This window comes from Baekduia soli, assembly GCF_007970665.1.
Lineage (GTDB): Bacteria > Actinomycetota > Thermoleophilia > Solirubrobacterales > Solirubrobacteraceae > Baekduia > Baekduia soli.
On record NZ_CP042430.1, the window covers coordinates 952,631 to 978,698 of the forward strand.

Genomic DNA, 26,068 nt, shown 5'->3' on the forward strand with positions numbered 1-26,068 from the left:
TCAGCCGGCCTCGGAGTACGCGGGCCGGCCGCCGGCCTCCTCGGCGACCGCCTGCCGGGCGCGCGCCTCGGGCTCCAGCACGGTCAGCGCGACGCCGATCGCCGCGACGACGAGCCCGGCCGCGATCCAGAACGCCAGGTGGTAGCCGTCGGTCAGGGCCTGGGCCGACGGGGCTCCGCCGCCGGCCAGGTGGTCGGTGCGCGACGCCGACAGGGTGGCGAGCACGGCGAGGCCCAGCGCGCCGCCGACCTGGGCGGAGGTGTTGACCAGGCCCGAGGCCAGGCCCGCGTCCTGGGGCGTGGCGCCGGACATCGCCAGGGTCATGAGCGCCGGGAAGGCCAGGCCGGCGCCCGTGCCCAGCAGCACCATCGTCGGCAGGACGTGCGCGGCGTAGCCGCCGCCGACCGGCGCGCGCGTGAACAGCACGAGCGCGACGACGATCAGCACCAGGCCGGGCAGCAGCGTCGTCCGTGCGCCGAAGCGCATGACCAGCCGCTCGGAGTAGCGCACCGACAGCGTGCCCATGAGCAGGGTGACGGGCAGGAAGGCGAAGCCGATCTCCAGGGCGTCGTAGCGCAGGATGCGCTGCAGGTACAACGACCCCAGGAAGAACACCCCGAACATCCCGGCGACGCTGAGCACCTGCACCAGGTTGGCGCCGGCGACGTTGCGCGAGCGGAAGATGCGCAGCGGCATGAGCGGGGTCGCGGCGGTCGCCTCGCGGGCGATGAACGCGCCCAGGAGCGCGAGGGAGACCGCGCCGAGGCCGAGCGTGGTGCCGGCGCCCCAGCCGTCCTGAGCAGCCGGGCCGACGATCGTGTAGACGCCGAGCATGAGCGCGCCGATGATGAGCACGGCGCCCGGGATGTCGGCGCCCGCGCCCAGGCCGAGGCCCCGGTCGCGCGGCAGCCGCCGCAGGGCGTAGGCCGCGGTCCCCAGGCCGATCGGGATGTTGATGAAGAAGATCCAGTGCCAGTTGATGGTCTGGGTCAGCACACCGCCGGCGAGCAGGCCGACGGCACCGCCGGCCGAGGCCACGAACGCGTAGACCCCGATCGCGCGGGCGCGCTCGCGGGCGTCGGGGAACATCGTCACGATCATCCCGAGGATGACCGCGGAGGTCAGCGCGCCGCCGATGCCCTGCGTGAAGCGCGCGACGACGAGCACGCCCTGGCTCTCGGCCAGGCCGCAGGCCAGCGACGCGGTGGTGAACACCGCGAGGCCGGCCAGGAAGATCGTGCGCCGGCCCAGGAGATCGCCGAGCCGGCCGGCGAGCAGCAGCAGGCCGCCGAAGGCGATGAGGTAGGCGTTGACGATCCAGGCCAGGCTCGAGCTCGAGAAGCCCAGGTCGTCCTGGATCGTCGGCAGCGCGACGTTCACCACCGTCGCGTCGAGCACGATCATGAGCATGCCGACGCACAGGACGTACAGGTCGATCCAGCGCGAGCGGTCGTGGTCGCGCGGCGGCGCGGCAGGCGGGGTGGCGGTCTCGGTCACGGTCACGGCTCCTCGTGGGTGGGGTCACCGGTACGGACCGGGCACCTCCGCGGAACTCATCGGTCCCGGGAGCCTACGCGGCGCCGGGCGTCGACCGCGCTTGCGCCGGTGCGCGACGCAGTTCCACGTCCCCAGCTCCCGCAGGACCGCCAGGTCGACGATGGACCGCAGGGGCGGCCAGCAGCGCGGCTGGGCCGACACGATGTCCACGTCGTCGCGGGTGTGCCCGACCTCAGCGCGCCGCCGGCGCGGCGGCGCGCAGCGGCGTGCCGGGCGCCGGGCCCAGCCAGGCGACGATCTCCAGCGCCAGCCCGACCTGCAGCCCGTGGTGCTCGAGCGCGACGGGCAGCAGCTCGCGCGCGCGCCCGAGGCGGTTGAGCACCGTGTTGCGATGGGCGTAGAGCGCCCGGGCCGCCCGTGAGGCGCTGAACTCCTCGCGGATGTAGACGCGCAGCGTCTCGCGCAGCTCGGGGTCTCCGGCGGCCAGATCGCCGAGCGTGCGGCGCACGAACTCCCAGGCGGCCTCCTCGTCGGCGGCGGTCAGCGCCACGAGCTGGACGTCCTCGTAGCCGGCCAGGCGCGGGCCGCCGGGCATGCGGTGCATGAGCCGCTGGGTCGCCAGCGCGTCGAGGTGGCTGCGGCGGAAGCCCTCCATGCCCTCCGCGGTGGTGCCGAGCGCGATCCGCACGCCGGGCGCCTCCTGCAGGTGGGCGCGCACCGCCTCGGCCTGCGGCGCGCCGCCGTCGGCGAACCACGCCCACAGCGTCCGCGTCCCGGCCACGACGGTGAACGGCCGGCGCGCCCCGGCCGCGCGCGCCAGGGCGTCGGCGGCGGTCTCCAGGCCGCCGGGGTCCCGGGCCTCGCCGTCGCCCCAGACGATCGCGGCGGTGTGGCGGCGATCGAGCTCGTAGCGCAGGCGCGCCGACGCGCGGGCGCTCGTGATCGGCGCGCCCTCGAGGATGAGGTTGACGGTCTCCAGGCGCTCGGCGTGCGTGCCGCGCGCCAGGCCCTCGCGCTCGGCGTCGATGCGCTCCTGGATGCCCGCGACCGTCGCGTCGACGAAGGCGAAGATGGAGCGCGCGGTGACGTCGAGCAGCTCGCGCAGCTCGTCGGGGTCGTCGGTGAGGGTGAACGCCCGGACCATCCAGGCCCGCCACGCGACGTTCTGGCCGATCCGGTACGTGTTGAGCGTCGTGTCGTCGAGGCCCCGGCGCACGATGTCGCGGGCCAGGTCGAGGACCTCGGCGCTCAGGTTGGCCGGGACGGGCGCGCCCGGCCGGCGGACGTTGGCCTGCGCCCAGTGCAGGATGTTGGCGTGGTTGGTCGCGACGGTCGCGGCGGTGATGACCGCGTCGCCGGCGATGCGCTCGGGCGCGGCCGCCAGCACGGCGGCGTCGACCTCGTCCAGCAGCTCGCTCGGGTCGTCGACGAACGCCTGCGCCGCCGCGCGGATCAGCGCGGTCACCCGCGGCGACGGCGGCTCCCAGCGCGCGGTGACGACCATCGCCCCACGATATCCTGACCTGGGCGATCCGCCCAGTCACAAGCGGCATTCCTGTGCGGTCTGCCCTGGCCTCCAAGGGGCCGGACCGGGCACAGTGAGGGCCGACCGAGGAGCATGCAGCCATGACCGCACCGTCCACCGAGCCCCCGCCCACCGCCGCGCCCCACGAGCACGTCGACGTGCTCATCGTCGGCGCCGGCGTGTCGGGCATCGGCTGCGCCTACCACCTGCAGACCGAGCAGCCCGGCAAGACCTACACCATCCTCGAGGGCCGCGAGGCCACGGGCGGCACGTGGGACCTCTTCCGCTACCCCGGCATCCGCTCGGACTCCGACCTGCACACGTTCGGCTACGCGTTCAAGCCCTGGCGGGATGAGAAGGCGATCGCCGACGGCCCGTCCATCCTGCGCTACATCCGGGAGACCGCCAGCGAGAACGGCATCGACCGCCACCTGCGCCTCGGCCACCGCGTCGTGTCGGCCGCGTGGTCGAGCGCCGACGCGCGCTGGACCGTGGAGGCGGTGCGCTCCGACACCGGGGAGACCGTCCGCTTGACCTGCGGGTGGCTCTTCTGCGCGGGCGGCTACTACCGCTACGACGAGGGCTACACCCCGCACTTCGAGGGCGCGGAGCGCTTCCGCGGTCCCATCGTGCACCCGCAGCACTGGCCGGAGGACCTCGACTGCGCCGGCCGGCGCGTCGTCGTCATCGGCAGCGGGGCCACGGCCGTGACGCTGGTCCCGGCGCTGGCGCGCAGCGCCGCGCACGTGACGATGCTGCAGCGCTCGCCGAGCTACGTGGTCTCCGTGCCCGAGCGCGACCCGATCGCCAACGCGCTGCGGCGCGTGCTGCCGGCCGAGACCGCCTACCGCCTCACGCGCCGCAAGAACATCTGGATGCAGCGCACGATCTACAACCTCAGCCGCAGCCGCCCGCGGCTGCTGCGCCGGCTGCTGCGCGCGGGCGTCAAGCGGCAGCTGCCGCCGGGCTACGCGGTCGACACCCACTTCAACCCGCGTTACGACCCCTGGGACCAGCGGCTCTGCGCGGTGCCCGACGGCGACCTGTTCAAGGCGATCCGCCATGGCAGCGCGTCGATCGTCACCGACCGGATCGACACGTTCACCGAGGACGGGATCCGCCTGGCCTCGGGCGCCACGCTGCCGGCCGACGTCATCGTCACCGCGACGGGGCTGAACCTGCTCGCGCTCGGCGGCATCGCGCTGACGGTCGACGGCCGCGCGGTCGACCTCGCCCAGACCATGGCCTACAAGGCGATGATGCTCAGCGACGTGCCGAACTTCGCGTTCGCGATCGGCTACACGAACTCGTCGTGGACGCTGAAGGTCGACCTGGTGTGCGAGCACCTCGGGCGGATCCTGGAGTACATGGACCGCCATGGCCACGACACCTGCGTGCCCCACGACGACGACCCGATGATCGAGACGCGGCCGCTGCTGGACTTCGGCGCGGGCTACGTCCAGCGCGCTGTGCACGCCTTCCCGCGCCAGGGCTCCAAGGGGCCGTGGACGCTGGCGATGAGCTACGCCGCCGACGTCGAGAAGCTGCGCCGCGGCCCGGTGGAGGACCCGGCGCTGCGCTTCTCGCACTCGGCGGGCGTGGCCGACGCGCCGCCCGCGCTGGCCGCCTGACCTCAGCCGTCGCCGAGCTCGGCCAGGCGGCGCCGCAGCAGGCGCCGCTCGGCCTCGTCGTGGGCGAGCTCCAGCGCGCGCCCGTAGGCCGCGCGCGCCGGGCCGGTGCGGCCCAGCCGGCGCAGGAGCTCGCCGCGGGTGGCGTGCAGGTAGCGGTAGTCGCCCAGGTCCAGGGCGTCGGCGATCGCCAGCCCCGCCTCCGGTCCGTCGGCCTCGGCGACGGCGACCGCGCGGCCCAGCTCGACGACCGCGGACCCCGTCCGCCGCGAGAGCTCGGCGTAGAGGACGGCGATCGCCGCCCAGTCGCGCGGGTCGTCGGCGTGCCGCGCGGCGATCGCGGCCTGCAGCACGTAGGGGCCGTCGCCCTGCAGCGCCAGTGCCCGCCCCAGCGCCGCGCGCCCGGCGGCGATCTGCGCGGCGTCCCAGAGCGCGCGGTCCTGGTCGGCGAGCAGCACGAGGTCGCCGTCGCGCACGCGGGCGGCCCGCCGCGCGTCGTGCAGGAGCATCATCGCCAGCAGGCCGTGGACCTCGGGCTCGTCGGGCATGAGCTCGGCCAGCGCGCGGCCCAGCCGCAGCGCCTCGGCGGCGAGGTCATGGCCGGGCGGGGCGGTGTAGCCCTCGTTGAAGATGAGGTAGACGACCGCGAGCACCGCGGCGAGCCGGTCGGGCAGGAGGTGGTCGGCGGGCACCCGGAACGGGATGCCGGCCTCACGGATCTTGCGCTTGGCCCGTACGAGGCGCTGGGCCATCGTCGCCTCGCCGACCAGGAACGCGCGGGCGATCTGCTCCGTGCCCAGGCCGCCGAGCGTGCGCAGCGTCAGCGCGACCTGGGCCTCCGTCGACAGCGCGGGGTGGCAGCAGGTGAAGACCAGCTCGAGGCGCTCGTCGGGGAACGTCGCGTCGTCCATCTCGTCCTCGGAGGCCTCGGGCACGTCGAGCAGCGGGAGCTTGGTGGCCAGCGTGCGCTCGCGCCGCATCCGGTCGATGGCCCGGTTGCGCCCGGTCGCCACCAGCCAGCTGGCCGGGCTGGCCGGGACGCCGTCGCGCGGCCACCGCTCGGCGGCGATCGTGAAGGCCTCCTGCGCGGCCTCCTCGGCGAGGTCGAAGTCGCCGAGGAGGCCGATGAGGGCCGCGAGCACGCGGCCCCAGTGGTCGCGGAAGGCCTGCTCGGCCGGCGCTACCACTCGACGATCGGCCGGATCTCGACCGCGCCGCCCAGCCGCGCCGCCGGGATCCGGCCGGCGAGCTCGATGGCCGCGTCGAGGTCATCGGCCTCGTAGAGCAGCCAGCCGCCGATCGCCTCCTTGAGCTCGGCGAACGGCCCGTCGGTCGTCAGCGTCCGGCCGTCCTGGACGCGCACGGTGGTGGCCGAGTCGGGCGACCGGAGCTGCTGGCCCGGGGTGACGCCCGGCGTCTCGCTCACGGCCCGGTAGTCCTCGGCGATCTGCGCCTTCTCTTCATCCGGCAGCCGGTCCCACGCCTCCGAGGGCGGGGTCGGGGTGCTGCCGTGGTGGATCATCAGCATGTACTTCACAGGGTCCTCCTGTCCGGGATGGTCGCAGCTGAGACGAACGGGGGACCGCGGAATCGACAAGGGGCGGCGAACGTGCCGGGGCGGGGTCAGCCCGCCATCATCTGCATCACCGAGAACGTGGCGCCCTGCGGGTCGGCCAGGTCGGCGAAGCGCCGATGGGCATGCCCATGGGCTCGACGGTGATCGTCGCGCCGAGCCGCGGGCCGCGGCGGCGGGGCGGCCAAGATAGGGAGTTCTCCCGATGTCCCGGTGCGGGGGTCGCCCTACCGTCGCGCCATGACCACTCTCAAGGCTCCCGAAGACACCGAGCTCAAGGCGCGCCATCGCGCGATGTGGGCCTCGGGCGACTACCCCTCGATGGTCGAGGCGTTCCTGCTACCGCTCGGCCCGCACCTCGCCGAGGCGGCCGGCGCCGGCCCCGGCCGGCGCGTGCTCGACGTGGCCGCCGGCACCGGCAACGCCTCGATCCCGGCGGCCCTGCGCGGTGCCGACGTCGTGGCCTCCGACCTGACCCCCGAGCTGCTGGAGGCGGGCCGGGCCCGCGCCCAGGCCGCCGGCGTCGAGCTCGACTGGGTCCCGGCCGACGCCGAGAACCTCCCGTTCGCCGACGCGTCCTTCGACGTCGTCATGTCGGCGATCGGGGCGATGTTCACGCCCCACCACGAACGGACCGCCGCCGAGATGGCGCGCGTCTGCCGCCCGGGTGGCACCGTCGCGCTGCTGAGCTGGACCCCGGAGGGCACGATCGGCGCGCTGTTCCGGGCCATCGGCCCGTTCGCCCCGGCGCCCCCGCCCGGCGCCCGGCCCGCGCCGCTGTGGGGCTCGGAGGACCACGTCCGCGAGCTGTTCGGCGACACCGTGACGTGGTCGCCCATGACCCGCCACACCCTGGACATCACCGCCTTCCCGGAGCGCGAGGCGATCGCCACGCACTTCATCGAGCGCTACGGGCCGACGATCGCCGCGCGGCGCAACGCCGCGGCCAACGGCCGCGAGGCGGACTTCGACGCCGCGCTGGCCGGCGTGTTCCACGACGCCGACCTCGGCGGCGGCGGCGACTCGCGCTACGCGTTCGAGTACCTGCTCGGCGTCGGGACGCGCTCCTGAGGGACGGTCGCGCCGCGCGCCGCCGGGCCTGGCGAGGGGCCTGGCGGCCGGGCGTGGGCCGAGCGGCCCGGCCACCGTCGAGCTGCGTACGCCCCCGCCCCCGGTCGAGCCCGCGCCGGCCACCGAGCGCGCACCTGCGGCGGCCCCGGCGCGGCGGCGGATCCCGGCCCTCCCGCAACGCAGAAGCCCCGCACAGGCGGGGCTTCCGTTCCAGTGGAGCTAGGGGGACTCGAACCCCCGACCTCCTGGGTGCGATCCAGGCGCTCTCCCAACTGAGCTATAGCCCCGAGGTGCCTGGAGTGTAGCCACCCACCATCGGTCCAGGCGGGTCGGGCTGCCCGGCCCCGCGAGTACGCTGCGGGGCGGGAGATGTCCGACCGCGGCCCTTTCGGCGACCTCCGGGATCGCCTGTCGAGCTTTCGCACCCGGCTGCGACTCTTCTTCCTGCTCATCGTGATCGTCCCGATGGTCGCGGTCACCCTCGTCGTCTTCAAGCTCATCGCCGAGAGCGAGCAGGGCCAGGCCGACGCCCGCGTCGCCGGCCGCCAGGAGGCGGCGATCAGCCTGTACTACAACGCGCGGTCGCGCGCCGACCGCATCGCCGCGCAGATCGGGCGCGACCCCGGGCTGGCCTCGGCGCTGCGGGCCGGCGACGACGCGGCGGTGCAGCGCGCCGTCGTCCGGCTGCGCGCGAGCACGCGCGCCGACCGGATCGTCCTCGAGCGCTCGGGGACCGTGCTGGCCCAGGCCGGCGACCCGGGCGCGTCGTTCCCGGCGCGGCGGACGCTCGTGGCCGACGGCAGGACGGTCGCCGACCTCGAGGTCTCCGTCCAGGACGCGGCGACCTACGCGACGCTCGTGCGCCGGGTCACGCGCCTGGAGACGCTCGTCCTGCGCAACGACCGGATCATCGCCTCGACGATCCCCGCGCCGGGATCACCGCGGCTGCCGCCCAGCGGGGCCAGCGGCAAGGTCGAGGTGGGCGGCCAGGAGTTCCAGGCCGCGAGCTTCGCCGCACCCGGGTTCGGCAGCGAGCGCGTCCAGGTCACCGTCCTTGAGCCCCACGCCCAGACGGCCTCGGCGATCCGGCGCGGGCGCCTGAAGGCCGGCGTCGTGCTCGCGGGCTTCTTCCTGCTGGCGCTCGTCTCGGCGCTCGTCGTCTCCCGGTCGCTGAACCGCCAGATCGAGGAGTTCCTCGCGGCCGCGCGGCGCCTGGGCGCCGGTGACTTCTCGGCCCGGGCGCCGACCCGCGGCCGCGACCAGTTCGCCCAGCTCGGCGGCGAGTTCAACAACATGGCGGCCGAGCTCGACGGGCGGCTGCGCGAGCTCGCCCAGGAGCGCCTGCGCCTCGAGCTCTCCCTGCGGCGCATCGGGGAGACGTTCGCCTCCAGCCTGGACCGCGACGGCCTGCTGGAGATCGTCGTGCGCACGGCCGTCGACGCCGTCGACGCCGTCGGCGGCCACGCGCTGGCCCAGCGCGAGATCGACGGCGACCTCGTCCCCGTGGCGGGCGTCGGCGACGGCTCGCTGCCCGCCGCGGTCGCCGAGGCCGAGCGCGAGGTCCTGGCCACGGGGCAGCCGTCGCTGGCCGAGGTCGACGGCGGTCATGCGCTCGCGCACCCGCTGCGCGCCGGGCCGGCCGCCGGCGAGCGCGCCGACGTGGTCACGGGGCTGATCTCCGTGTGGCGCCCCGAGCGCGCGTTCACCCACCGCGAGCGCGAGCTCTTCCACTACCTGGCGGGCCAGGCCGCCGTGTCGGTCGAGAACGTCGGCCTGCACGAGACCGTCGAGCGCCAGGCCGTCACCGACGAGCTCACGGGGCTGTCGAACCGGCGGCGCTTCCAGGAGACGATGTCGGCCGAGGTCGAGCGCTCCAAGCGCTTCGGGCAGGAGCTCGGCCTGGTCATGCTCGACATCGACGACTTCAAGGCCGTCAACGACAGCTACGGCCACCAGCAGGGCGATCTCGTCCTGCGGGAGGTCGCGCGGATCCTGCGGGCCTCCTCGCGCGAGATCGACGAGCCCGCCCGCTACGGCGGCGAGGAGCTCGCCGTCATCCTCCCCGGGACCGGGCTGCCGGGCGCCTACGAGCTGGCCGAGCGCGTCCGCGAGGGCATCGAGGCGCTGCGCCTGCCGATCGTCGGCGACCCCGGCGCCGAGCCCCTGCAGATCACGGCCAGCTTCGGCGCGGCGGCGCTGCCCACGTCGGCCGACAGCGTGCGCGGGCTGGTGGCCGCCGCCGACGAGGCGCTCTACCAGGCCAAGCGGGCCGGCAAGAACCAGACGGTGCGCGCGCCATGACCGGCGGGCCGCCGCCCGTCGCCGTCCGGCCCGTTGGCTCGTTACGCTAAGGGCACCATGGGCCTGTTGGATGACGCCATCCGGGAGCACCTCGAGCTCAAGCGCCGCCGGGGCGCCGACCCGACCGAGATCGAACGCGAGGAGGTCGAGGCGCTCGGCCCCGTGCGCCGGGGCGACGTCGACCTCGCCGACGGCCCGGGCGCGCCGCCCGACGAGGCCGACCTGGAGCCGGCCGCCCACGACGAGCCCGAGTCCGTGCACGTCGGGCACGATCACGACGAGCCGGTGCCCGACGAGGGGCTGGTGCACCACGATGCGCCCTACGCCGAGGCCGAGGATCAGACCGCCACGCCGCCCCACGGCGACCCGTGGACCCAGCAGGCCACGCGGGAGTTCTCCTCCGAGGAGCTCGGGCAGGCGCTCAGCGACCGCGGCGGCGGCCGCCGCGAGGCGGGGCCCGAGCCGCCTGAGGAGGCGCCGCGCCCCCCCGCCGCGGGCCCGGACCCCGACGTCGTGCCGGCCGACGACGACGCCGAGGACGTGCTGGAGGAGACGCCGGACTTCCTGCAGGAGACGCCGGAGCACGACCGGCTCTGGTTCGAGCAGAAGCCGCCCAAGGACTTCGACTTCTAGCCGCGTGGCGACCCGCCGCCGGCTGACCTGGCTCGACGTCTTCACCTCGACCCCGCCGACCGGCGACGGCCTGGCGGTCGTCCACGAACGCGACGGGCTGGACGCCGACACGATGCTGCGGGTCGCGCGGGAGACCAACCTCTCCGAGGCGACCTTCCTGCAGACGGCGACCCGCGAGGGCGCCGACTACCGCCACCGGACCTTTACGACCGCCCAGGAGATTCCGTTCGCGGGGCACCCGTCGCTGGGGACCGCGCGCGGGCCGAGATGCTCCAGGAGCCCGCCGGGGTCGGCCGCCGGATCGCTGTGCGCCTTCCTGCACCGCCTGGCCGGCGTCACCGCGCTGCGCGTCGACCAGGGCCTGGCCATGGGCCGGCCCAGCCGCATCGACACGGCGATGGACGGCGACCGCCTCCGCGTCGGCGGTGAGTGCGTGGTCGTCCTGCAGGGCGAGCTGCGGATCTGATCGGCGCGCCGCTCGTCCAGGCGTCCAGGCGCACCGACCGCCGCTGGAGGCCTGGCGCGCACCGGCCGACACCCACCGTGACACAGGCAGCGCGCCGGCATCGGGGAACACTTCCGGCGCGCACGCTCCCTCGCCCCGCGGGGGACGAAGGATGCCGCGAGCGCGCCTGAGGCCCTCGCCTCGGCGCGCTCGCGCTCCTCCTCGCCGGGCTAGACTCCGAGCCGTCCGGGGCCATAGCTCAGCTGGGAGAGCGCCTGCTTTGCAAGCAGGAGGTCGGGGGTTCGATCCCCCCTGGCTCCACTCCACGAAAGCCCCGATGATGCGGGGCTTTCGTCGTTCAGGCGGAGAGCGCTTCGGGGGCCGGCAGAGCGCCGTTCGGGCCGCTACGGGTCGGGCTCGAGCAGCGCGTCCGGCCATCGTGCACCGATCGTCGACGTCGATGCCGAGCAGCTTCGTCGCCCACGTGGGTGCCGCGCACGTGCGGCTCCGGAGGGCATGCGCCGAGCAGCGCCCGTCACATGCTGTTCACCCGTCCGCTCGCTGACGTGCTTAGCCTCGGCCGCCCACTCGCGTCAGGAGATTCCATGAACAGGGCCGTATTCACAGGACTCGTCGTTGTCGGCTTGCTGTCGGTGCCAGGGGCGGCGATGGCGGGGAACGGCACGCCGGTCAACACCGGGTCGGCGAACCCCTTGACCCTCGCGGTCTTCGGCGACGCTCCGTACGGCGCGAGCAACGCGGACACCGCGGCGTTCGACGCGACGCCGGCGTTCGTCGACGGGGTCAACCGCGACCCGGAGGTGAGCCTGGTGGCGCACGTCGGGGACCTCCACTCGGGCAGCCAGAAGTGCACGGTCGCGTACGACCAGTCGGTCGCCGACATGTGGACGGCGTTCAAGGATCCGCTGATCTACACGCCCGGCGACAACGAGTGGACCGACTGCCAGAAGAACAAGGAGCTGCCGGGCAGCGACTTCGGCGGGAACCCGCTGCCGAACCTGGCCGCGGTGCGCTCGATCTTCTTCCCGCGGACCGGGTACACGCTCGGCGGCCGCCCGAAGCAGGTGCTCTCGCAGGCGCAGGTTGGTACGGGCACCGACGTGGCCTACGCCGAGAACGTGATGTGGCAGCAGTCGCAGACGCTGTTCGTGACGCTGAACATCCCAGGCGGCTCGAACAACGACGCCGACAACTGGTTCGGCCAGTCGCGCACGCAGGCGCAGACCGACGAGATCGCCCAGCGCACGCAGGCCGACCTCGACTGGCTCTCCCAGGCGTTCGCCCAGGCCAGCGCCGACGGCGCCGGCAGCGTCGTCATCCTCGAGCAGGCCGACATGTGGGACCTCGACGGCAAGGCGCCCTCGCACATCGCGGACTACAAGCCGTTCATCGACGCGATCGCCGCGAACACGATGTCGTTCGGCAAGCCGGTGCTGCTCTTCAACGGCGACTCGCACGCCTACCGCTCGGACAACCCGCTGATGCCCGGCGCGCCGTGCGTCGTCGAGACCGGAGCGCCTGACGCCTCGACGAAGCCGTGCGCCGACGATGCCTACGCCAACCAGGCGGCCAACGGCGGCGCCTACGACGTGCCCAACTTCCACCGGATCGTCGTACACGGCGGCACCACGTTCCCGGCCCAGCCGCTCGAGTACACGCGCCTGACCGACGACCCGTGGGCATTCAACCCGCCCTCGAGCAGCAGCTTCGGTCCATTCAGCTGGGAGCGCGTCCAGCCGTAACGCCTGAGCCGCACCGGCGCGTCGGTCGCTCCCGCTCCGATCCCGGGTGGCGATGCGCAGGATGAACGACGAATCCCCATGAAGACCGCGGATTCTCGGGGTTCTCGCCGACCTGTCGGCCTGCTTTGCACGCGACGGAGAAGCGGCGGGCTCAGGCCCCGCGGGTGCGCACGATGCGGATGCTGTAGTGCGTGTGCGTCGAGGTGATGCTGTGGACCCAGACGGTCACGCTCCCGCGGTAGCGGTCGCGCGCGTAGCGCCAGGACACCACGCAGCGCACGCGAAGCGCCGAGCGGCGGCTGCACGCGCGCCGGTATCCGAGCCCCCGGGTGAAGCGCGTGCCGAAGCGTCGTGTCAGGGCCCGGCGCACCTCGCTCTGTGCGCGGGTCATCGAGAATGGGCGCGACGAGGTCGGCCCGCCCGGCGCGAAGACGGCCTCGGCGACCAGGTGCTCGACGCTCGCCTGGCGGGCGTAGAGGCAGAGGCGGATCCTGCCGGAGAACGCGGGCGAGAAGGTGTCGGTCTCCGTCTCGGTCCCGGAGGTGCTGTGGAGATCCCCGACGTAGGTGAGGTGGGACGTGTCCTCCGAGCACGGCTGGGAGGCGGGCAGCTGCCACGCGTGGGCGTACCAGCCGCAGTAGCCGGATGCGGTGCACAGGCTGAAGGTGGTGGTGTACGTGGCCGACACGCGGCCGCCGGAGATCACGTGGACGTTGCCGATGGAACCCGACACCGACCCGCCGGACGGGGCGGGCGTGGGGCTTGGCGTCGGGCCCGGTGTGGGACTGGGCGTCGGCGCCGTGGCCGTCGTCCCGGCAGTCCACGAGCGGGTCCCGGTGACGCAGCCCTGGTAGGTGATGTTCAGCGTGCCCTGGGCCTGCTGCGGGGAGGGGAAGACGCCGTCGAAGGTGAACCCGCCCGTGGGGTCGGGTCTGGAGAAGGCGTTGCCGACGATCGGCACACTCAGGGCGTACAGCCCGGCAAGGCTGATGCCACAGGCGCCGGAGCCGTCCTGACCGGGCACATCGAACGCTCGGAAGCTCTGGATCTCGGTCCCGTTCGACCCCACGGAGAGCTTCACCGTGCCGCCGCCGTTGATGGTCCCGCTGTACTCCGCCCCCGGCACCTGGGCCAGGGTCGGCGCGGGCGCGCACACCGCGGCGGCCAGCAGCGATCCGGCGACGACCCGACGAACCCTCGCGCGAAGCCTCTGTGCCGGGCTCATGGGACCCTCCGTCCTGTAGCGGTCGTTCGTTCTGCTGTCGGGAGCAGCCTTGCGCCTCATGAGCCCGTCGCCATCCGTGCTCCGATGACGTCGACGACCGTAGTCACCCACAACCCAGCGCGACGCGGGGCGTCGCCGGCCAGAGGACCGGCGGCCCTGACACCGCGATACGAGGACGGCCGCCCTCGGCCGCGGCGCTCAGCCCTGCGGTGCCGCCGGTGACTCGGGCGGCGTGAGCAGGGCGGCGGCTCCCGGGGTGAAGCCGCTCAGCGCCAGCGCGAACAGCGAGAGGAGGCTGCCGCAGACCGCGGTGGCGATGATCCCGGCATTCGGCGGTGCGAGGAGGAAGAAGCGGCGGACCGGCGGCGTGAGCAACGCGACGACGTAGAGCGCGGCGAGGGCCGCGACGGCCATCGACACGATGGTCAGGCGTTGCGCACCGGTGGCCTCCAGGACGACGATGAGGTACAGGCCGAGGACGATGAGGACCGTGATCGCCACGGTCCGGGCCTCGATCACCGGCATCGCGAGCGTGTGCAGGCCGAACAGGTAGCTCGCCAGCACGCCGACGCCGACCAGCGTCCCCGCCGGGACGGCGAAGCGTGCGACGTCGCGCGAGAAGCTGGCCGAGCGCCACGGCCCGCTGCTGGGCGCCAGCGCCAGGAAGAAGGTCGGGATCCCGATCGTGAGCCCGGCGGCCAGGCTGAAGTGGCGTGGCAGCAGCGGGTAGGCGGTCGACGTGGTCCCGATCAACAGGATCAGGAAGGCCGCGAACGCGGACTTCGTCACGTACAGCTTGGCCACCCGCTGCAGGTTGCGCAGCGCCTGGCGGCCCTGCTCGATCATCGGCGGCACGACGGCGAAGCTGCCCCGGACGAGCACGAGATCCGCGACGCTGCGGGCCATCTGGGCGCCGGTGCCCTGGGCGATCGCCAGCCGGGAGGCCTTGAGCGCGGGCACGTCGTTGACGCCGTCGCCCACCATCGCGACGTAGCGGCCCGCATCGGCGAGCGCCTGCACGAAGCGGCGCTTGTCGTCGGGGGAGATCCGTCCGACGACGGTCGTGCTCAGCACGACGGCGCGCAGCTGCACCGGATCATCGGGGAGGTCGGCGCCCACGAGCGCCGGGCCGCCGACGGGGATGCCGGCGTCCCGGGCGATGGCCGCGACCGTCGCGGGAGCGTCGCCGGAGAGCACCTTGAGCTCCACGTTCTGGGCCAGGAGATAGGCGACCATCTCGCGCGTGTCGGGGCGCAGCCGCTCGCCGAGGACGACGAGGCCCATGACCCGCAGCCCCACCGGAGGCGGCGTGTCGCCCCGCGCACCGTCGAGCCGTCCTTCCCCGCGCGCCAGCGCCAGCACGCGGCGGCCCTCGGCCGCGTGCTGCTCGGCGGCGGCCCGCAGCGACCCGAGCTCGAAGCGCTCGGGCGCTCCGAGCGCGAGGGTCTCGCCCGACAGCTCGAGGGCGCTCCAGCGCCGCTGCGAGGAGAAGGGGACCCGGCTGCCCACCGGCTCGGCCTCGGCCGGGAAGGCCTCCGCGATCGCCGCCAGCGTGCCGTTGCGCTCGGGGGTGCTGGCGGCGTACCGGGCGAGGGCCACCGTGAGGGCGTCGCGCTCGAACGCCGGGGCGGGCATCGCCTCCACCACACGCAGCGCCGCCTCGGTGAGGGTCCCGGTCTTGTCGGTGCAGATCACGTCGACCGCCGCCAGCGACTCGATCGCGTTGAGCTGCTGCGCGAGCGCCCCGCGACGGGCCATGCGCAGCGACGCCACGGCGTAGGTCAGGCTCACGAGCAGCACCAGGCCCTCGGGCACCATGCTGAGCACGGCCGCGGTCGACGTCGAGACGGCGTCCGAGAGCCCCGCGTGACGGCGCCAGAGCGCGTAGCCGAGGATCCCACCGAGCACGAGCATGAGCCCGACGAGCCCGAACAGCAGCCGGTTGACGGCCTGCTCGAGCGGCGAGCGGGGATGGCGGAACCGCCGTGCCTCGCCGGCCACCCGCTCGGCGTAGCTGTCGGGGCCGACCGCCTCGACGACGAAGGCCCCGCCGCCCTCGACGGCGAACGAGCCGGAGCGCACCTCGTCGCCCGTCCGCACCGCGACCGCCTCGGCCTCGCCGGTGAGGATCGACGCATCGATCCCCAGTCCCTCCGCCTCCGTGAGCCGGCCGTCGGCCACCACCTGGTCGCCCGGCTTGAGGCGCACGAGATCGCCGGGCACGAGCTCGGCCACCGCGGCCTCGCGCGGACGTCCGTCGCGCACCACGGTGGCGGTCGGCGCGACGAGCGCGGCGAGCCGGTCGAGCGCGCGCTTGGCGCGGACCTCCTGGACGATGCCGATCGTCGTGTTCGCGACCAGCACCCCGAGGAACAGCGCATCCCGCCAGTCGGCGAACGCGAGCGTCATCGCGCCGAACACGATCAGGATCAGGTTGAAGACCGTCAGCGTGTTGGCCCGCACGATGCTGGCGTAGGAGCGGCTGGTGGCCGGTGGCGCCACCTCACCGCGCTCGAGCAGTCGCCGGTGCGCCTCGGCCTCGGTCAGCCCCGAGCGGCCGGTCGGGGCGCCCGGCGGTGCGTCGGGTGGCGGCGCCAGGGGGGAGGGCGGGTCCGAGGAGTGCCGCCGGGGGCGCATCTCCGGATCCTAGGCGCGATCGGTCCTGCCGATCGAGATACGGTCGTCGGCGATGGCGGGCCGAGCCCCGGATAGTCCGCGGCGCCCGCCATGGTGGTCGATCATCATCGCGGCGGCGGCGGCCGTGGCCCTCTACCTCGGCCTGCCGAAGCTGGCCGGGCTCGGCGACAGCTGGGGCCGGCTGTCGTCCGGCGACCCGCGGTGGCTGGTCGCCGCCGCGCTGTTCGAGGTCGGGTCCTACGGCTCGTACGTCTGGACGTTCCACCGGGCCTTCGCGCGTCCCGGGTCGCGGATCGGCTGGCGTGAGAGCTACGACATCGCCCTGGCGGGCGTGGCCGCCTCGCGGCTGCTCGCGACTGCCGGGGCGGGCGGGATCGTGCTCAGCGCGTGGGCGCTGCGTCGCAGCGGCATGCGGCGCGGCGACATGGTCGCCGGCCTGACGACGTTCTACGTGGCGCTCTACGGGGTCTTCATGGCGGCGCTGGTGCTGGTCGGAGCCGGTCTGCGGACGGGAGTGCTGGCGGGGCCCGCGCCCACCGGGCTGACCGTCGTCCCTGCGCTGTTCGGAGGACTGGTGATCGTGACCGCGCTGCTGGCGGCCACGCTGCCGCGCGACCTGGGCGGCCGCGTGGGACGACGCCTCCCGGGGACCGGTCGCGCCGCTCGCTGGCCCCGTGCCGCCGCCGGGTGGATGGCCACCGTGGGCGACGGGGTGCGCGGTGCCATCCTGCTGCTGCGCCGACGCGACCCCGCGCTCCTCGGCGCCCTGGGCTGGTGGGCGCTGGACATCGCCGTGCTCTGGGCGTGCTTCCATGCGTTCGGTGACACGCCGTCCGGGGGCGTCATCGTCATGGCCTACTTCACCGGGATGCTCGGGAACCTGCTGCCGCTTCCCGGTGGGCTCGGCGGCGTGGAGGGCGGCATGATCGGCGCGCTGCTGGCATTCGGCGTCGACGGCGGGCTCGCCCTCGCCGTCGTGCTGAGCTACCGCGCGTTCGCCTACTGGCTGCCGATCATCCCCGGCGCGCTGGCCTATCTGCACCTGCTGCGCACCGTCAGCGCCTGGGGATCCTCACCCGAGGGCCCTGCGAACTGAGGCCACGCCGTGGAGGGGTGATGCGGCGCAGGTGGCGGCCGACCTGGGCAGCAGCCGCGGAGCGGATGCTCTGCAGGCAGGAGGTCGGGGGTTCGATCGCCCCTGGCTCCACTTCCTCGTATGACGCGCCGCTTCCGGGTATGTCGCGGCCATGGGGACCGTGGTGAGCTGGCGTGTCGTGGCTCGCGGACCGGCCAGCGTCGAGGAGCTCGGCCGGCTCGACCGGGCGAGGATCGACCATCTCGCCAGCTACGCCGGCGGCGCCCCGGTCCCCGAGGGGTTCGTCGCGGCACCGCCCGCCCACGCCCTGCTCGTCTGGGCCGCCGACGCCGAGGACGCGATCGCCCGCGTCGAGCGGGCGCTCGGCGCGGCGTCGGCGTGGGTCGTGGACCGGGCGATCGCCCCGGTCCGGCTGCCGGCGCCGTCGCCCGCCGACGAGACGCCCTAGACCGTCGCGGTGCCCGCGAGCACCGTCGTGGTGTCCCCGCCGATCCAGACCGTCCCGTCCTCGTCGCGGTCCACGTGGATGCGGCCGGCTCGGCCGAGCACGGTGCCCTGGCGCGCGACATAGGGCGCGGCGAGCCGCCCGGAGCCCAGCAGCCACTGCGCCACCGACGCGTTGAAGCTCCCGGTCACCGGGTCCTCGAGCATCGCCCCGCTCGGGCCGGGGAAGAACGCGCGGACCTCGATCGCCTCCGGGTCGCCCGGCGCGCAGAGCGCGACGATCCCGACGTCCTGGCCGATCGGCGCCGGCTGCACGGCGAGCGCGGTCGCGGCGGAGTCGACCAGCACCGCGATCCACCCCGGGCCGTTGTCGGCCCACTGCAGGTCGAGCACCCGCTCGCGCTCGAGGCCCAGCGCGGCGACGACCTCGGCGGCCAGCGCCGGCTCCACCGGGCCCGAGCGCAGCGTCGGCGGGGCGGCGAACGCCAGGCGGCCGCCGGTGTCGCGGCGCAGCGGCACGAGCCCGGCCGCGCACTCCTGGACGAGGCGGTCGCGCCCCTCGCGCCCGGGCACGCCTGCGCTCCACGCGTGGGCGGTGCCGAGCGTCGGGTGCCCGGCGAAGGGCAGCTCGCGGGACGGCGTGAAGATCCGGACGCGGTAGTCGGCCTCCGGTGTGGTCGGCGTCAGCACGAACGTCGTCTCGGACAGGTTCGTCCAGCGCGCGAGGCGCTGCATGGCCTCCGTGTCGAGGTCCCCGGCGTCGAGCACGACGGCCACCGGGTTGCCGCCCAGGGGCTCGGCGGAGAAGACGTCGACCTGCACGAAGGGGCGCGGGCGCACGTCTCGGAGGCTAGCGGCGCGCTCGGTAGACGGCGGGCACGAACGTCTGGTCGCTCCGCCGCGGGGGCTGGGCGCGGTCGTCCTGGCGGGAGGGCAGCTCGATCGGCCCGAGCGTGAGGTCCTCGTGCATCTCGTCCTCAGAGCACGTCACGGCGGTCGAACAGCACGGCGCCGGCGGCCGCGAGCGCCACGCCGACGGCGGTGAGCGCCACGGCGTGGCTGACGTCGAGGCCGTCCTGCACCGCCGATCCGTAGTAGCGGAACGCCGAGACCGCGCGGACGGGTCGCAGCGGATCGGAGAGCTTGCCGACGAGGTCGACGACGTACATCGCCACGATCGCGCCCGAGGCGACCCCGGTGACCACGCCCGGCCGGTGGGCCACGCCGGCGAAGAGCGCCGCCAGGCCGCCGAAGGCCATCGCGATCGGCCACACGTTGAGCACGCCCGCACCGAGCGTGGCCGCCGAGATCCCGGTGCCCGCGATCGTCCCGGCCAGCCAGGTCAGCGCGAAGAACACCGCGAGGATCGCGGCGAGCGCGATCCCGGCGACGCCGAACGCCGCGGCCATGAGCACGCGCCGCGAGACGGGCAGCGACAGCAGCGTGTCGAGGTGGCCGCGCTCCTCGGCGCCCGCCGTCGCACGCGTCACGCAGCGGATCACGAAGAAGGCCGCGACGAAGGGCACGATGAGGCTGAGCATCTCCGCGTCGACGTAGCGCTCGACGGAGTCGAGCTCCTCGATGCCGAAGGCCTGCTTGAGGCCCTCGGGGTAGCTGCGCATGAGCTGGTCCATCGACCCCTGGATCGACGGCCAGAGCGCCGCCATCAGGGCGCCCATCGCGCCCAGGCCGCCGCCCCAGGTCAGCGGCGCGCGGGCCTGGTCGCGCACGCCGCGGCGCACGAGCGCCCACAGCGAGCGCGCGGTGCCCGGCGGCACCGCCGGCGCGGCGGCCGGCCGCGTGCCGCCCGGCGCGCGGGGCGGGGCGACGGGGTGGGCGGCGGCGCTCACGCCGTGCCTGCGCGGTAGTAGGACAGGAACAGCTCCTCCAGCGTGGGCCGGGTGACCTCGAGGTCGCCGACCTCGTGGCGCGCGATCGCCTTGATGACCGGGTCGATCGGACCGCTGACGTGGAAGTGCACCGTGTCGGCCGTCGTGCGCAGGTCCGTCACCCCGGGCAGGGCGGCCAGCTCGGCCGCCGCGACGGGGCCGGCGAATCGCACGCTGACCTCGCGGTGGGCCCGCGCGCGCATCGCGGCGACGTCCTCGACGGCGATGAGGCGCCCGTCGCGGACCATCGCCACGCGATCGCACGCGCGCTGGACCTCGTCGAGGTCGTGGGAGGACAGCAGGACCGTCGCGCCCCGGTCGCGCTCCTCGCCGATGACGGCGAGGAACTCCTCCTGCATCAGGGGGTCGAGGCCGCCGGTCGGCTCGTCGAGGATGAGCAGCTCGGGCTCGTGGAACAGCGCCTGGATCAGCCCGACCTTCTGGCGGTTGCCTCGCGACAGGTCCCCGATGCGGCGCGACAGGTCCGCGCGGAAGCGCTCGGCCAGGGCGTCGGCACGGCGCAGGTCGCGCACGCCCCGCAGCGCGGCGACGTGCTCCAGGGCGGCGCGGCCGGTGACGCGCGGCTCGTAGGAGAAGTCGCCGGGCAGGTTGCCCAGCCGCGCGCGGATGGCCCGGCTGTCGCGGTGGCTGTCCAGGCCGAACAGCCGGGCGCTCCCGCTCGTCGGGTGCAGGAGGTCCAGCAGCGTGCGGATCGTCGTCGTCTTGCCGGCCCCGTTGGGTCCCAGGAACCCGAAGATCTCGCCGGGTCGCACGGTCATCGACAGGTCCTCGATCCCGCGCGCGCCGCCGTAGCGCTTCGTCAGGCGATCGGTCTGTACGACGGCGGTCATCGGAGCGCGCGCCCCGGGCGCTCAGACGCGCCGCGGCACGTTGCCGGTGAGCGTGAGCACGGCGCGCATGGCCTGGTGGCCGGGGTCGGAGGTCGGGCCGAACATGCAGGGGCAGCCGCCGTCGATCACGGCGATGCCACGCTCGCGGCCCGCGGCGGCGGCGGCCGGGGACACGCTCCCGGACCCCGGGCCGCGGTGCATCCACACGTGCCCGATCCCGAGCTCGGCGCACTCGCGCATCGTCGCCTCGGCGACCTCCGGCCGCGTCCCGATGACGACGGCCTCGACGCCGCCGGGGATCGCGCGCAGGTCGCCGAAGCACGGGTCCCCCTCGACCTCCTCGGCGTTGGGGTTGACCGCGAAGACCTCGTAGCCGCGCTGGCGCAGGCGCTGGTAGACGACGTTGGCCCCGTGGCCCTTGGGCTGCCGCGAGACGCCGGTCACCGCGATGCGCCGGTGGGCCAGGAACGCCGCGGCCGCGTCCTTGATCGATTGCATGCGGCGATGGTGCCCCGGCCGCCGCCGCGGCGCATCGGGCCCGGCACGGATGTCGTTGCGCCGGACTACGGACGTGGCCGGCGAGCTCACCGCGAGCGGCCACCGGCCCAAGCCCCGATGGCCGGCGCCCGGCGGCCTGCGACGGTGGCCGTGGCATGGAGATCACAGGCCTCGAGCTGACGTCGGTGACCAAGCGCTTCGGGGACATCGTGGCGTTGGACGCCGTCTCGCTGGGGGTCCCGGCCGGTCGCGTGCTGGGCTTCCTGGGTCCGAACGGCGCCGGCAAGACGACGGCGATGCGCACCGTCTTCGGGCTCGTCGTCCCCGACGCCGGCGAGGTGCGGTGGGGCGGGCGGCCGGTCGGGCCGTCCGAGCGGCTGCGCTTCGGGTACATGCCGGAGGAACGCGGGCTCTATCCGCGGATGGCCCTGCTGGACCAGCTCGTCTACCTCGGCCGCATCCACGGCCTCGGCGCAGCGGCGGCACGCGGATCGGCGGCGCGCTGGATCGAGCGCCTCTCGCTCGGCGATCGCGCGGGGGCGCGGATCGAGGAGCTCTCGCACGGCAACCAGCAGCGCGCCCAGCTCGCGGTGGCGCTGCTGCACGAGCCGGCGCTGCTCGTGCTCGACGAGCCGTTCGCCGGGCTCGACCCTCTCGCCGTGCGCACGCTCGCCGAGGTGCTGCGCGGAGAGGCGGACCGCGGCGCCGCGGTGCTCTTCTCGAGCCACCAGCTCGACCTCGTCGAGGACGTGTGCGAGGACGTCGCGATCATCGACGAGGGCCGCCTGGTCGTCGCGGGGCACATCGACGCGCTGCGACAGGCCTCGACACGGCGCCGGATCGAGGTGCGGCTCGAGGGCGCCGCGCCCGGCTGGCGGCCGGAGGTCCCCGGCGTCGAGCTCGTCGAGGAGCAGGACGGACGCCTGCGGATCGTGGCGCGCGGCGACGTGGATCCGGCGCGCGTGCTCGACGCCGCGCAGCGAGCGGGGCGGGTCGCGGCGTTCTCCTACGGCCCGCCCTCGCTCGCGGAGCTCTTCATGGAGATGGTCGGCCGATGAGCGCGTGGCGTGTCGTGGCCCTGGTCGCCGGGCGCGAGATCCGCGAGCGCCTGCGCAGCCGGGCGTTCCTCGTGGCGACGCTCGTCCTGCTCCTGCTCGTGGGCGGCTCGACCGCGCTGGACCGCTCGCTCTCGGGACGGACGACCTACCGCGTCGCGGTGACCGGGCGGATGCCCGCGGGGCTCGAGGCGGCGCTGGCGCGCACCGCCGACCCGTTGCACGCCCGCGTGCGCCTGCGGGTCGTCGCCTCCGAGGCTGCCGGGCGCCGGACCCTCACGGCCGGGGACGCGGACGCGCTGCTGGTCCTGGATGACGACCGGCTCGTGTTCCGCGCGAACGTCGACACCGAGCTCGCAGCCCTCACGGACACGGCCGTGCGGGCTCTCCGTCGCCACCTGCCACCGGCGCCCGAGCTGACGGTCGCGACGCTCGAGCCTCCCGACGCCGGGTCCAGCGACGCCGCGACCATCGTCGCGATCGTCGGCGCCCTGCTCCTGCTCACGTCGCTGGCCGTGTACGGGCAGTGGGTGGTCAATGGCGTCCTGGAGGAGAAGAGCAACCGCGTGGCCGAGCTGCTGTTGTCCGCCGTGCAGCCGAGGCACCTACTCGCGGGCAAGGTGATCGGGATCGGGGTGCTCGGGCTGCTGCAGCTCGGCGTCGTCGCGGGACTCGCCGCCACCCTGCTCGCGGCCGGTGCGTTCGACGCCCCGGCGACGCTCGGCGGCAGCGTCGCCCTCGTGGTCCCGTGGTTCGCGTTGGGCTTCGCGCTCTACGCCGTCGCCTTCGCCGCGGCGGGCGCGCTCGCCTCGCGGCAGCAGAACGCCGACACCGCGGCCCAGCCCGTCACGTTGGTGCTGGTGGCCGCCTACTTCGCGGGCTACGTCGCGGTGTCGGCCGACGCCGAAGGCACGCTCGCGCAGGTGCTGACCGTGTTCCCGCTGTCGGCGCCGCTCGTGCTTCCCGCGCGCAGCGCGCTCGGGGATGTGCCGCTGTGGCAGCACGCGCTCGCGGTCATCCTCGTGCTGGCGTCGATCTCCGGCCTCGTCCGGTTCGCCGGACGCGTCTACGCCCACGGCCTCCTCCACGCCGGCTCCGGCCTCGGCGCCCGCACCGTCTGGCGCCTCGGGCGTCGCACCTGACCGCCGGGCCGGCCCGGCGCGACCGCGCTCGGACCGCCCGCGGTTGATCGCGGGGCCGCGCTCTGGTTGGGTCGGTGGTGAGCCGGTCGCCGGGCCGGTCGCCGACACGAGGAGAACCCGATGGGTCAGGGCAAGACGTTGAAGTACGGCTTCATGACGCTCCCGCGGTCGATGGAGGAGTCGCGTGAGCTGGCCGTGGTGGGCCAGGACTACGGCTTCGACTGGATCAGCGTCGCCGACTCGCCGACGGTCTACCAGGAGTCCTTCCTGCACCAGCTCGAGATCGCGCGCATCGCCGAGCGCCCGATGATCGGCCCCCTGGTCAGCCACGTCGTCGTCCGCCACCCGGTCATCGTCGGCAACCTCCTCGCCACCCTGAACGAGTTCACCGGCGGACGCGTCATCGGCACGCTGGCCACCGGCAACAGCGCGGCGCGCGGCCTGGGGATGAAGCCCGCCCGCCTGGCCGAGGTCGCCGAGGCCATCACGTGCATCCAGGGCTACTGGCGCGGCGAGGGCGGGACGTTCGGCGAATCCCGGATCCCCGCCACCGGCATCGAGCGCCAGGGCTGCCCGATCCTCGTCTCCGCCGACGGCCCGAAGGCCGCCGAGCTCTCCGGGCAGGTCGGCGACGGGCTGCTCTACGGCGGCGTCCTGGACCCCGGCGTGCGCCGCCGGCGGCTGGCGGCCGCGAAGATCACCGGCGACCGCGAGGCGTGGATCGCGCCGTCGGTCTCCATGTTCGAGACCTACGAGGACGTCAACGAGGACCTCGGCGCCGTCGTCGTGGCGATGTGCAACCGCGCGATGCGCGGGGACCTGTCCGAACGCGACATCTCGCCCGAGATCGAGGCCGACATCCTCGCGCTGCGCAAGGCCTATGACTACGGGTTCCACGCCGACAACACGCGCGGCGCGCGCAACGCGACGGTCATCGGCGACCGCCTGCGCAACTGGCTCATCGACCAGTTCTGCATCTGGGGCGACGAGGAGCGCTTCGCCGCCACCCTGGACGACCTCGCCGAGGAGGGCTGGACCGGCATCCAGTTCCTCATCGGCCAGGGCGACCAGGTCGCCACCGTGCGCCGGATCGGCGAGCGGCTGCGGAAGCTGGGCTACGTGAGCGGTTCCGTCCCGGCGGCGTGATCGCGGCGGTCGCCCTCGGGGCCCCGCGGCGCCCGGTTGCGCTTGAATGCGGCCGATGAGCCAGGGGCAGGCATGAACTTCGGGAACATCATCGAGCACCACGCCGATCGCTTCGGCGACCGCACGGCGTTCACGTACGCCGACGAGCGCGTGACCTACGCGGGCCTGCTGGACCGCGTGCAGCGCACGGCCGCGGTGCTGCGCGCGGAGGGCATCGGCAAGGGCGACGTCGTCGGGATGCTGCTGCACAACTCGCTGCAGCTGACCGACGTCATGCTCGCGTGCGCGTACCTCGGCGCGATCTGGATGCCGGTCAACTGGCGCCTGGCCGCCGCCGAGCTGCAGTACGTCGTCGAGCACTCCGGCGCCAAGCTCATCGTCAGCGAGGAGGAGCTGCTCGCGCAGACCAGCCTGCTGGACCCCGCGCTGCCGCGGCTGCAGGCCGGCCCGGGGGCCGCGGACCCGTGGCGGTCGCTGGACGACCTCGTCGCGGCCGCCGAGCCCGTGCCGGCCGCCGAGCCCGTCGACCTCGACGACGTCGCGCGCATCATGTACACGTCGGGCACGACGTCGCGGCCCAAGGGCGTCATGCTCACCCACGGCAACGTCGCCGCAAAGTGCGCGGGCCACTGCGTGGAGATGGGGCTCACCCAGGACGACCGGGGCCTCATCTGCGGCCCGCTCTACCACGTGGGCGCGCTGGACCTGACGCTGACGAACATGCTCTACCTCGGCGGCTCGACGCACATCATGCGCCGCTTCGACGCCGTCGGCGTCCTGCGCGAGATCCAGGAGCGCGGGATCACCACGGTCTGGCTGGCGCCCGCGATGGTCAACATGGTGCTCGCCGAGCCGACGCTCGGCGACTACGACACGACGTCGATGCGGGTCATCATCGACGGCGGCGAGAAGATGCCGCTCGTCCTCATCCAGCGCCTCCTCGACGCGTTCCCCAGCGCGTGGTTCGCCGACGCCTACGGGCTGACGGAGTCCGTGGGCGGCGACACGTTCCTGGACAAGGGGCGCTCGATCGACAAGCTCGGCTCCGTCGGCAAGGCGGTCATCGGGGTGGAGGTGCAGATCGTCGACCTCGACGACGCGCCCGTCCCCGCCGGCGAGGTCGGCGAGGTGTGCCTGCGCGGCGCGAAGATCTTCAAGGGCTACTGGCACGACGACGAGGCCACCGCGACGGCCAAGCGCGGGGGCTGGTTCCACACCGGCGACCTCGGCTACCTCGACGAGGACGGCTGCCTGTTCATCGTCGACCGGCTCAAGGACATCATCATCACCGGGGGGGAGAACGTGGCCTCGCTCGAGGTCGAGCGCGTGCTCTACGAGCACCCGGCGGTGCTCGAGGCCGCCGTGGTCGGCAGCCCGCACCCGCGCTGGCTCGAGGTGCCCGTCGCCTACCTGGTGCTCAGGCCCGGCGTGTCGGCCACCGACGAGGAGCTCGAGGCGTTCTGCCGGCAGCGGCTGGCGTCCTACAAGACGCCGAAGGGCTTCCGCATCCTCGACGAGCTCCCGCGCAACCCGTCGGGCAAGGTGCTCAAGCGCACGCTGCGCGACCGCGAGCACGTCGAGGAGGGCTGAGCGGCCGCGGCGATGCGCCGGCGCACCTCGGGGAAAGCGCGACGCTGGCATCTCGATTC

Annotated in this window: 23 protein-coding genes and 2 tRNA genes; 13 read left to right on the forward strand and 12 right to left on the reverse strand. The window is 74.4% G+C overall.

All coding sequences use genetic code 11. The features are described from left to right. Positions 1 to 1,410 (reverse strand): MFS transporter, encoded by a 1,410-nt coding sequence (locus FSW04_RS04435; RefSeq protein ID WP_146923477.1) that lies wholly within the window; start codon positions 1,408 to 1,410, stop codon positions 1 to 3. Between the two features lie 319 nt (positions 1,411 to 1,729). Further along, entirely contained in the window at positions 1,730 to 3,001 is a 1,272-nt protein-coding gene (locus FSW04_RS04440; RefSeq protein ID WP_146916679.1) for a PucR family transcriptional regulator, read from the reverse strand. Positions 3,002 to 3,123: 122 nt separating this feature from the next. Here FSW04_RS04440 and FSW04_RS04445 point away from each other — a divergent pair, with 122 nt between their 5' ends. Then, the gene (locus FSW04_RS04445) at positions 3,124 to 4,653 is read left to right on the forward strand and encodes a flavin-containing monooxygenase (protein WP_146916681.1); all 1,530 of its coding nucleotides are present in this window, start codon (positions 3,124 to 3,126) and stop codon (positions 4,651 to 4,653) included. Positions 4,654 to 4,655: 2 nt separating this feature from the next. Here the strand turns inward: FSW04_RS04445 and FSW04_RS04450 are convergent, their stop codons facing one another. Together FSW04_RS04450 and FSW04_RS04455 are read right to left on the reverse strand one after the other, a co-directional pair. Beyond that, entirely contained in the window at positions 4,656 to 5,837 is a 1,182-nt protein-coding gene (locus FSW04_RS04450) for an RNA polymerase sigma factor (RefSeq protein WP_146916683.1), read from the reverse strand. Further along, a complete protein-coding gene (locus FSW04_RS04455; protein WP_146923479.1) occupies positions 5,831 to 6,178 on the reverse strand; it encodes a YciI family protein in 348 nt (115 codons plus the stop codon). Before FSW04_RS04455 ends, FSW04_RS04450 begins: the two co-directional genes overlap by 7 nt. 285 nt (positions 6,179 to 6,463) lie before the next feature. On the opposite strand from FSW04_RS04455, the gene FSW04_RS04460 reads away from it, so the two are divergent. Further along, positions 6,464 to 7,294 (forward strand): class I SAM-dependent methyltransferase, encoded by an 831-nt coding sequence (locus FSW04_RS04460; RefSeq protein ID WP_187369242.1) that lies wholly within the window; start codon positions 6,464 to 6,466, stop codon positions 7,292 to 7,294. Between the two features lie 214 nt (positions 7,295 to 7,508). Here FSW04_RS04460 and FSW04_RS04465 read toward each other — a convergent pair. Beyond that, positions 7,509 to 7,581 (reverse strand) — tRNA-Ala (locus FSW04_RS04465). Between the two features lie 82 nt (positions 7,582 to 7,663). On the opposite strand from FSW04_RS04465, the gene FSW04_RS04470 reads away from it, so the two are divergent. The 5 genes from FSW04_RS04470 (at position 7,664) to FSW04_RS04490 (ending at position 12,436) form a co-directional block, all read left to right on the forward strand. Beyond that, complete coding sequence (locus FSW04_RS04470; protein ID WP_146916685.1) at positions 7,664 to 9,595, forward strand: diguanylate cyclase; 1,932 nt, start codon at positions 7,664 to 7,666, stop codon at positions 9,593 to 9,595. A 57-nt stretch (positions 9,596 to 9,652) separates the two neighbouring features. Beyond that, complete coding sequence (locus FSW04_RS26745; RefSeq protein WP_146916687.1) at positions 9,653 to 10,228, forward strand: hypothetical protein; 576 nt, start codon at positions 9,653 to 9,655, stop codon at positions 10,226 to 10,228. A 4-nt stretch (positions 10,229 to 10,232) separates the two neighbouring features. Then, positions 10,233 to 10,694, forward strand: a complete 462-nt coding sequence (locus FSW04_RS26750; protein ID WP_146916690.1) for a PhzF family phenazine biosynthesis protein — start codon at positions 10,233 to 10,235, stop codon at positions 10,692 to 10,694. Positions 10,695 to 10,921: 227 nt separating this feature from the next. Next, positions 10,922 to 10,994: transfer RNA gene (locus FSW04_RS04485), tRNA-Ala, on the forward strand. Positions 10,995 to 11,212: 218 nt separating this feature from the next. After that, a complete protein-coding gene (locus FSW04_RS04490) occupies positions 11,213 to 12,436 on the forward strand; it encodes a metallophosphoesterase (protein ID WP_228430881.1) in 1,224 nt (407 codons plus the stop codon). 151 nt (positions 12,437 to 12,587) lie between these two features. Here FSW04_RS04490 and FSW04_RS04495 read toward each other — a convergent pair whose 3' ends face one another. After that, entirely contained in the window at positions 12,588 to 13,661 is a 1,074-nt protein-coding gene (locus FSW04_RS04495; protein ID WP_146916692.1) for a hypothetical protein, read from the reverse strand. 198 nt (positions 13,662 to 13,859) lie between these two features. Next, entirely contained in the window at positions 13,860 to 16,298 is a 2,439-nt protein-coding gene (locus FSW04_RS04500) for an HAD-IC family P-type ATPase (protein WP_146916695.1), read from the reverse strand. A 52-nt stretch (positions 16,299 to 16,350) separates the two neighbouring features. Here FSW04_RS04500 and FSW04_RS04505 point away from each other — a divergent pair, with 52 nt between their 5' ends. Next, positions 16,351 to 17,394, forward strand: a complete 1,044-nt coding sequence (locus FSW04_RS04505) for a lysylphosphatidylglycerol synthase transmembrane domain-containing protein (RefSeq protein ID WP_146916697.1) — start codon at positions 16,351 to 16,353, stop codon at positions 17,392 to 17,394. 151 nt (positions 17,395 to 17,545) lie between these two features. Then, positions 17,546 to 17,842, forward strand: coding sequence for a hypothetical protein (locus tag FSW04_RS04510; RefSeq protein WP_146916700.1), 297 nt, complete (start codon positions 17,546 to 17,548; stop codon positions 17,840 to 17,842). Here the strand turns inward: FSW04_RS04510 and FSW04_RS04515 are convergent. Genes FSW04_RS04515 through FSW04_RS04530 form a run of 5 tightly spaced genes read right to left on the reverse strand, consistent with a single transcriptional unit; the run spans position 17,839 to position 21,076 of the window. Beyond that, positions 17,839 to 18,678, reverse strand: coding sequence for a PhzF family phenazine biosynthesis protein (locus FSW04_RS04515; RefSeq protein ID WP_146916702.1), 840 nt, complete (start codon positions 18,676 to 18,678; stop codon positions 17,839 to 17,841). The two genes, FSW04_RS04510 and FSW04_RS04515, sit on opposite strands and share 4 nt — an antisense overlap. A gap of 10 nt (positions 18,679 to 18,688) precedes the next feature. Continuing rightward, the gene (locus tag FSW04_RS25640; RefSeq protein ID WP_187369244.1) at positions 18,689 to 18,829 is read right to left on the reverse strand and encodes a hypothetical protein; all 141 of its coding nucleotides are present in this window, start codon (positions 18,827 to 18,829) and stop codon (positions 18,689 to 18,691) included. Beyond that, positions 18,816 to 19,688, reverse strand: a complete 873-nt coding sequence (locus FSW04_RS04520) for an ABC transporter permease subunit (protein ID WP_146916705.1) — start codon at positions 19,686 to 19,688, stop codon at positions 18,816 to 18,818. Before FSW04_RS04520 ends, FSW04_RS25640 begins: the two co-directional genes overlap by 14 nt. Further along, a complete protein-coding gene (locus FSW04_RS04525) occupies positions 19,685 to 20,578 on the reverse strand; it encodes an ABC transporter ATP-binding protein (RefSeq protein ID WP_146916707.1) in 894 nt (297 codons plus the stop codon). Before FSW04_RS04525 ends, FSW04_RS04520 begins: the two co-directional genes overlap by 4 nt. Before the next feature lie 21 nt (positions 20,579 to 20,599). After that, entirely contained in the window at positions 20,600 to 21,076 is a 477-nt protein-coding gene (locus FSW04_RS04530) for a CoA-binding protein (protein ID WP_146916709.1), read from the reverse strand. Positions 21,077 to 21,231: 155 nt separating this feature from the next. Here FSW04_RS04530 and FSW04_RS04535 point away from each other — a divergent pair, with 155 nt between their 5' ends. The 4 genes from FSW04_RS04535 to FSW04_RS04550 all read left to right on the forward strand — a co-directional run bounded on the left by FSW04_RS04535 (position 21,232) and on the right by FSW04_RS04550 (position 26,009). Then, positions 21,232 to 22,134 carry an ABC transporter ATP-binding protein gene (locus FSW04_RS04535; RefSeq protein ID WP_146916711.1) on the forward strand — a complete coding sequence of 301 codons (903 nt, stop codon included), beginning with the start codon at positions 21,232 to 21,234 and terminating at the stop codon, positions 22,132 to 22,134. Then, the gene (locus FSW04_RS04540; RefSeq protein ID WP_146916714.1) at positions 22,131 to 23,273 is read left to right on the forward strand and encodes an ABC transporter permease; all 1,143 of its coding nucleotides are present in this window, start codon (positions 22,131 to 22,133) and stop codon (positions 23,271 to 23,273) included. The genes FSW04_RS04535 and FSW04_RS04540 overlap by 4 nt, the downstream gene beginning before the upstream one ends. A gap of 120 nt (positions 23,274 to 23,393) precedes the next feature. Next, a complete protein-coding gene (locus FSW04_RS04545; RefSeq protein ID WP_228430883.1) occupies positions 23,394 to 24,419 on the forward strand; it encodes an LLM class flavin-dependent oxidoreductase in 1,026 nt (341 codons plus the stop codon). 72 nt (positions 24,420 to 24,491) lie between these two features. After that, positions 24,492 to 26,009: an acyl-CoA synthetase gene (locus FSW04_RS04550; RefSeq protein WP_146916716.1), complete on the forward strand. Its 1,518-nt coding sequence runs from the start codon at positions 24,492 to 24,494 to the stop codon at positions 26,007 to 26,009. The last annotated feature ends 59 nt before the right edge of the window (positions 26,010 to 26,068 follow it).

Excerpts from the sequence above, each read along its gene's own strand:
- FSW04_RS04540 (WP_146916714.1), top strand. The coding sequence starts at position 22,131 with ATGAGCGCGTGGCGTGTCGTGGCCCTGGTCGCCGGGCGCGAGATCCGC.
- FSW04_RS04550 (WP_146916716.1), top strand. The coding sequence starts at position 24,492 with ATGAACTTCGGGAACATCATCGAGCACCACGCCGATCGCTTCGGCGAC.
- FSW04_RS04535 (WP_146916711.1), top strand. The coding sequence starts at position 21,232 with ATGGAGATCACAGGCCTCGAGCTGACGTCGGTGACCAAGCGCTTCGGG.
- FSW04_RS04445 (WP_146916681.1), top strand. The coding sequence starts at position 3,124 with ATGACCGCACCGTCCACCGAGCCCCCGCCCACCGCCGCGCCCCACGAG.
- FSW04_RS26745 (WP_146916687.1), top strand. The coding sequence starts at position 9,653 with ATGGGCCTGTTGGATGACGCCATCCGGGAGCACCTCGAGCTCAAGCGC.
- FSW04_RS04505 (WP_146916697.1), top strand. The coding sequence starts at position 16,351 with ATGGCGGGCCGAGCCCCGGATAGTCCGCGGCGCCCGCCATGGTGGTCG.
- FSW04_RS04525 (WP_146916707.1), bottom strand. The coding sequence starts at position 20,578 with ATGACCGCCGTCGTACAGACCGATCGCCTGACGAAGCGCTACGGCGGC.
- FSW04_RS04500 (WP_146916695.1), bottom strand. The coding sequence starts at position 16,298 with ATGCGCCCCCGGCGGCACTCCTCGGACCCGCCCTCCCCCCTGGCGCCG.
- FSW04_RS04440 (WP_146916679.1), bottom strand. The coding sequence starts at position 3,001 with ATGGTCGTCACCGCGCGCTGGGAGCCGCCGTCGCCGCGGGTGACCGCG.
- FSW04_RS04470 (WP_146916685.1), top strand. The coding sequence starts at position 7,664 with ATGTCCGACCGCGGCCCTTTCGGCGACCTCCGGGATCGCCTGTCGAGC.
- FSW04_RS04530 (WP_146916709.1), bottom strand. The coding sequence starts at position 21,076 with ATGCAATCGATCAAGGACGCGGCCGCGGCGTTCCTGGCCCACCGGCGC.
- FSW04_RS04460 (WP_187369242.1), top strand. The coding sequence starts at position 6,464 with ATGACCACTCTCAAGGCTCCCGAAGACACCGAGCTCAAGGCGCGCCAT.
- FSW04_RS04495 (WP_146916692.1), bottom strand. The coding sequence starts at position 13,661 with ATGAGCCCGGCACAGAGGCTTCGCGCGAGGGTTCGTCGGGTCGTCGCC.
- FSW04_RS04455 (WP_146923479.1), bottom strand. The coding sequence starts at position 6,178 with ATGCTGATGATCCACCACGGCAGCACCCCGACCCCGCCCTCGGAGGCG.
- FSW04_RS04545 (WP_228430883.1), top strand. The coding sequence starts at position 23,394 with ATGGGTCAGGGCAAGACGTTGAAGTACGGCTTCATGACGCTCCCGCGG.
- FSW04_RS04435 (WP_146923477.1), bottom strand. The coding sequence starts at position 1,410 with ATGCTCATGATCGTGCTCGACGCGACGGTGGTGAACGTCGCGCTGCCG.
- FSW04_RS04510 (WP_146916700.1), top strand. The coding sequence starts at position 17,546 with ATGGGGACCGTGGTGAGCTGGCGTGTCGTGGCTCGCGGACCGGCCAGC.
- FSW04_RS04490 (WP_228430881.1), top strand. The coding sequence starts at position 11,213 with ATGCTGTTCACCCGTCCGCTCGCTGACGTGCTTAGCCTCGGCCGCCCA.